The sequence below is a fragment of the Pseudoduganella sp. RAF53_2 genome, assembly GCF_052113985.1.
Lineage (GTDB): Bacteria > Pseudomonadota > Gammaproteobacteria > Burkholderiales > Burkholderiaceae_D > Rugamonas.
The window spans coordinates 1-5028 of sequence record NZ_JBFRDW010000457.1 but is presented as its reverse complement, the minus strand read 5'-3'; the positions used below and the strand labels follow the sequence as shown (position 1 = coordinate 5028).

General features: G+C 63.0%; 5 protein-coding genes. All 5 read right to left on the bottom strand.

Translation table 11 applies throughout. The annotated features are described in order from the left end of the window. Window positions 1-30: 30 nt before the first annotated feature. On the bottom strand, window positions 31-1452 hold the full coding sequence (gene pyk / locus AB4Z11_RS22785) for a pyruvate kinase (RefSeq protein WP_442027859.1): 1422 nt from the start codon (window positions 1450-1452) through the stop codon (window positions 31-33). A gap of 17 nt (window positions 1453-1469) precedes the next feature. Then, window positions 1470-2738 carry a glycerate kinase type-2 family protein gene (locus tag AB4Z11_RS22780; protein WP_442027857.1) on the bottom strand — a complete coding sequence of 423 codons (1269 nt, stop codon included), beginning with the start codon at window positions 2736-2738 and terminating at the stop codon, window positions 1470-1472. Window positions 2739-2743: 5 nt separating this feature from the next. After that, window positions 2744-3631: a 2-hydroxy-3-oxopropionate reductase gene (gene glxR, locus AB4Z11_RS22775; RefSeq protein ID WP_442027856.1), complete on the bottom strand. Its 888-nt coding sequence runs from the start codon at window positions 3629-3631 to the stop codon at window positions 2744-2746. A 27-nt stretch (window positions 3632-3658) separates the two neighbouring features. Further along, window positions 3659-4438 carry a hydroxypyruvate isomerase gene (hyi, locus tag AB4Z11_RS22770; protein WP_442027855.1) on the bottom strand — a complete coding sequence of 260 codons (780 nt, stop codon included), beginning with the start codon at window positions 4436-4438 and terminating at the stop codon, window positions 3659-3661. 12 nt (window positions 4439-4450) lie between these two features. After that, on the bottom strand, window positions 4451-5028 hold a 578-nt coding region (locus tag AB4Z11_RS22765; RefSeq protein ID WP_442027854.1), incomplete at its 5' end, for a thiamine pyrophosphate-dependent enzyme.

Below are 5028 nucleotides of genomic sequence, written 5' to 3'. Positions count from 1 at the left end.
GCGCAAAAGAGAAAGACGGTACTAGAGGATCTACTGCGGCCAGATTTCCGCCAGGCGCAGCAGGTTAGTGCTGCCAGGCTGGCCGAACGGCGTGCCCGCTGCAATGGCAATCTGATCGCCCGGCTTCACGAACCCCTCGCGCAGCGCCGTACGGCAAGCCGCGGCCACCATTTCATCCACATTGCTGACATCCTGGCTCACGGTGCTGTGCACGCCCCAGGCCAGCGCCAGACGGCGCGCCGTTTCCGGTTTGGGGGTGATGCTGACGATCGGCGCCATCGGCCGCTCGCGTGCCGTGCGCAGGCTGCTATGGCCTGAATTCGTATAAGCCACCATGGCTTTGGCGCCCATGATGCGCGCCGCGTCGCGCATGGCGGCGCTGATGGCGTCGCCCTTGTTGGGCAGCGGAGCCTGGTGCTGGGCTTCGATCATGGCGGGATACAGCGGATCACGCTCCACTTCACAGATGATGCGGTTCATGATCGATACCGCTTGGACCGGATACGCGCCGCTGGCCGATTCGGCCGACAGCATTACAGCATCCGCGCCTTCATACACGGCGTTCGCGACGTCCGAGGCTTCGGCACGCGTCGGCACCGGTGCGTTGACCATGGATTCCAGCATCTGCGTGGCCACTACGACCGGCTTGCCATGCTTGCGGCACAGGCGCACGATGCGCTTCTGGACGCCGGGCACGCGCTCGGGTGGCAGTTCGACGCCAAGGTCACCGCGCGCCACCATGATCGCGTCGGACACGCTGACGATTTCTTCCAGTCGCTCCAGCGCTGCCGGCTTTTCCAGCTTGGACAGCACTCCGGCGCGGCCATTCACCAGTGCCTTGGCCTGCGCCACGTCTTCGGGCAGCTGCACGAAGGAGAGGGCGATCCAGTCCACGCCGAGATCCAGCGCGAATTCGAGGTCGGCCTTGTCCTTGGCGGTGAGCGCGGGGATGGGCAACACGGCATCAGGCACGTTCACGCCTTTGCGATCCGACAGCACGCCGCCCGTCACCACACGGGTGTAGATGGCGTCCGGCTCACTGCCGACCACTTCGAGGCGGATACGGCCATCGTCCAGCAGCAATGACTGGCCTGCACTGACCACCGCGAACAGCTCGGGATGCGGCAGGCAGACGCGATTCACACTTCCCGGTGCCGGGTCCTGGTCCAGGCGGAACTCTGCGCCGGCTTGCAGCGTCACCTTGCCGCCGCCGAACTGGCCGATGCGCAGCTTGGGACCTTGCAGGTCGGCCAGGATGGCGATGGGGCGGCCCAATTCCTTTTCGATGGCGCGCACGACGAGGTAGCGCGCGTGGTGGTCGGCATGGCTGCCATGGCTGAAGTTGAAGCGGAACACGTCGGCGCCCGCTTCGAACAGCGCCTTGATGGTGGCGCGGTCATTGCTGGCCGGGCCGAGGGTTGCAACGATTTTGGCTTTGCGTTCTCTGCGCATGTTTTGCGGTCTTTCTTTTACAGGATCAGGATGGCGCGGAAATCATTCACATTGGTGCGGGTCGGGCCGCTGACCACGAGGTCATCCAGCGCGCTGAAGAAGCTGTAGGCATCGTTGTCGGCCAGCAGGTGCTTGCCGTTCACGCCTTTCGCTGCGGCGCGCGCCAGCGAGTCCGGTGCATACACAGCGCCCGCGTTGTCTTCCGAGCCGTCGATGCCGTCGGTGTCGCAGGCAATGGCGTGCACATTGTTTGCGCCTTCCATGGCCAGAGCAAAGCTGAGCAGGAATTCCACGTTACGGCCGCCGCGTCCTTCGCCGCGCACGGTGACAGTGGTTTCGCCGCCGGACAGGATGACGCATGGACGCTGGAAGGGCTGGCCGTGGGCGACAACCTGGCGGGCCATGGCGGCGTGCATCAAGCCGATGTCGCGCGCTTCGCCTTCAATGCCGTCTGACAGGATGTAGGGTGTGATGCCTGCGCTGCGCGCCTTGGCGGCGGCGGCCTCCAGTGCATACTGCGCGGTAGCGATCACGTGATGTGTATGGCCTGCAAAGCGTGGATCGCCCGGCTTTGGTGTTTCGCTGGCGGGCGATTCCAGATGTTCCTGCACGCTTTGCGGAATGCCGATGTTGTACTTGCGCAGGATGGCCAGCGCTTCGGCACTCGTGGTGGCATCGGGCAGGGTAGGGCCGCTGGCGATCACGCGCGGGTCATCGCCCGGCACGTCGGAAATCAACAGCGTGACCACGCGCGCCTTGCCGCAAGCGAGCGCCAGACGGCCGCCCTTGATTGCGGACAGGTGCTTGCGTACGCAATTCATTTCGCCGATGGTGGCGCCGCTTTTCAGCAGGGCCTTATTCATGGCCTGCTTGGTCGCCAGGGTGATGCCTTCGGCCGGCAACGCCAGAAGGGCGGAGCCGCCACCGGAGATCAGGCACAGCACCAGGTCGTTCTCGGTCAGGTCCTGCACCATTTCCAGCATGCGCGCGGCAGCCTTCTGGCCGGCGTCGTCCGGCACCGGGTGGGAGGCTTCCACCACTTCGATATGCCGGGTGTCGGCGCCATGGCCATAACGAGTTACCACCAGGCCGGACAAGGGGCCTTGCCAGCTGCGCTCCACCGCCTGCGCCATCGCGGCCGCACCTTTGCCTGCGCCGATCACGAGAGTCTTGCCGTTCGCAGGCGGCGTTGGCAGGAAATCCTGCACCAGGTTGCGCGGATGAACCGCGCCAATTGCTGCGTCGTAAAGGTCCAGCAGGAGCTGGCGAGGTTGTGGCGCGGTCATGGTGTTCAGCCTTGTGCGATTTTGTGGTTGGACATCAGCTCGACCGCCTGGCACAGCGCCGAGTGATCGAGGCCGGATAGTCCGTTGGCCGCGCAGGCGTTCATCAGTTCCTGCGTGGCCGAGGTGTTCGGCAACGACACGCCCAGGGCCTTGGCGCCTTGAAGGGCCAGGTTCAGGTCCTTCTGATGCAGGGCGATGCGGAAGCCAGGGTTGAAGGTGCGCTTCACCATGCGCTCGCCATGCACTTCCAGAATGCGCGAGGAAGCAAAGCCGCCCATCAGCGCTTCACGCACCTTGGCAGGATCGGCTCCCGCCTTGGATGCGAACAGCAGGGCTTCGGCTACAGCCTGGATGTTCAGCGCCACGATGATCTGGTTGGCGACCTTGGTGGTCTGGCCATCGCCATTGCCGCCCACCAGGGTGATGTTCTTGCCCATCAGGTCAAACAGCGGCTTGACGGTGTCGAAGGCTTCCTGCGGACCGCCGACCATGATGGTCAGCGAGGCCGCCTTGGCGCCCACTTCGCCGCCGGACACCGGAGCGTCCAGGTAGGCGCAGCTTTTCTTGTTGATCTTCTTGGCGAATTCCTTGGTGGCGATCGGCGAGATGGAGCTCATGTCCACCACGATCTTGCCGGCGGTGAGGCCGGCCGCGATGCCGTCTTCCGAGAACAGCACTTCTTCCACCTGCGGGGTGTCCGGCACCATCAGGAAGATGATGTCGGCGCGCTTGGCCACTTCCATGGCGGAGGTGCAGACGGTAGCACCGCTTTCCACCAGGTTGGCTGGCGGGTTCTTTACGTCGTGCAGATACAGTTTGTGGCCGGCAGCTTGCAGGTGTCCTGCCATTGGGCCGCCCATGATGCCAAGGCCGATGAATCCGAGTTTTTGCATGATTGGTCTCCTTATCGTGTTGGTGTTTTATGCTGCCAGTGCTTCGCGCCAGCCCAGGCCTTCCGCCGTGGTGGCCTTGGGCTTGTATTCGCAGCCCACCCAGCCGTCGTAGCCGATTTCGTCGAGGAAGTTCAGCAGGTAGCGGTAGTTGATCTCACCCGTGCCCGGCTCAAAGCGGCCCGGATTGTCGGCCAGCTGGATATGCTTGATGACGGATTTGTGGTTCTTGATCGTGTTGGCCAGTTCACCTTCCATGCGCTGCATGTGATAGATGTCGTACTGCAGGAACAGGTTGTCCGAGCCCACTTGCTCGATCAGCTCCAGGCCCTGGCGGGTGCCGGACAGGAAGAAGCCCGGGATGTCGTAGGTGTTGATCGGTTCAATCAGCAGCGGTACGCCGGCTTTCTTCAGCGCGTCAGCGGCAAACTTAAGATTGCGCACCAGCGTTTCCTGGGCTGCGCTGCGCTCCACTTTTTGCGGCTGGATGCCGACCAGGCAGTTGATGCGCTGCGTGCCCAGCACCTTGGCATAGCGCACAGCCGAAGCCACGCCTTCTTCGAATTCTTCGACGCGGTCGGGATGGCAGGCGATACCGCGTTCGCCGGCTTCCCAGCGGCCGGCCGGCAGGTTGTGCAGCACCATCTCCAGTTTGTACTGCTGCAGTTTTTCCTGGATCTGTTCCGGTTCGAAGACGTAGGGGAAGAGGAACTCGACACCTTTGAATCCGTTATCGGCGGCTGCAGCGAAGCGGTCCAGGAAGGGCACATCGTTGTACAGCATGGTCAGGTTGGCGGCGTATTTAGGCATTTGCAGTCTCCTTTATGCTGCGTCGATGACGTCGTTGAATTCATTGATGGCGTTGATTTCAGTGCCCATGGCGATATTGGTCACGCGCTCCAGGATCACTTCCACTACAACGGGAACGCTGAACTGAGCCATCAATTCGCGCGCTTTTTCGAAAGCGGGGATGATGTCGTCCGGTTTGTGCACGCGGATCGCCTTGCAGCCCAGGCCTTCCACCACGGCCACGTGGTCCACGCCGTAGCCATTCAGTTCCGGCGCGTTCACGTTTTCGAAGGACAGCTGCACGCAGAAGTCCATATCGAAGCCGCGCTGCGACTGGCGGATCAGGCCCAGATAGGAGTTATTCACCAGCACGTGGATGTAAGGCAGCTTGAATTGCGCGCCCACAGCCAGTTCTTCGATCAGGAACTGGAAATCGTAGTCGCCCGAAATCGCCACGATGTCGGTGGTCGGGTCGGAAGCACGCACGCCCAGCGCAGCGGGAATGGTCCAGCCCAGCGGACCGGCCTGGCCGCAGTTGATCCAGTTGCGCGGCTGATAGACGTGCAGGAACTGCGCGGCGGCGATCTGCGACAGGCCGATGGCGGACACGT

Coding starts and splice junctions, on each gene's coding strand:
- pyk (WP_442027859.1), bottom strand. CDS start 1,452: ATGCGCAGAGAACGCAAAGCCAAAATCGTTGCAACCCTCGGCCCGGCC.
- glxR (WP_442027856.1), bottom strand. CDS start 3,631: ATGCAAAAACTCGGATTCATCGGCCTTGGCATCATGGGCGGCCCAATG.
- hyi (WP_442027855.1), bottom strand. CDS start 4,438: ATGCCTAAATACGCCGCCAACCTGACCATGCTGTACAACGATGTGCCC.
- AB4Z11_RS22780 (WP_442027857.1), bottom strand. CDS start 2,738: ATGACCGCGCCACAACCTCGCCAGCTCCTGCTGGACCTTTACGACGCA.